This window comes from Mesorhizobium sp. M7A.F.Ca.CA.002.05.1.1, from assembly GCF_003998335.1.
Taxonomy (GTDB): domain Bacteria; phylum Pseudomonadota; class Alphaproteobacteria; order Rhizobiales; family Rhizobiaceae; genus Mesorhizobium.
On sequence record NZ_RZQI01001673.1, the window covers coordinates 1 to 424 of the forward strand.

Below are 424 nucleotides of genomic sequence, written 5' to 3' on the forward strand. Positions count from 1 at the left end.
ATATCATCTACCAGGCGTCGGTCAGCGACGTGACACGCGACTGCAGCCGTGCCAACGGCCAGCTGACGATGAAGATTGCGGTCGCCGGCAAGATTGTCCCCGGACCGAAGTTTTCTCCAGGCACGATCACCATGCCGATCCGAACGGCTGTGATGCATGGCACCGAGGTCCTCTACTCGCAGCTCCACCAGTATCAGGTCCAGGTCACCGATCCTTCGGTTGCCACGCAGTTCGTCTTCACCGATTCCAATGTCGTCGTGCCCGAGCCGACGGCGCAGGATTATCAGGCCTTTGCCGGCTATGACGAAACCGCGCATCAGGCAACGGCCGACAAGCCGAAGAAGACCCGCCGCAAGAGGGCTGCCGCGACGAACTAGGTCTCGGCAGTTGCATGAGGCGTGCGTCGCGGCGCACGCTTCTCAGG

General features: G+C 61.8%; 1 pseudogene. It reads left to right on the top strand.

Features of this window, described 5'->3' with window-relative positions:
- Positions 1-377, top strand: a pseudogene (locus tag EN939_RS37720) (hypothetical protein); the annotation flags it as partial.
- Positions 378-424: the final 47 nt, after the last annotated feature.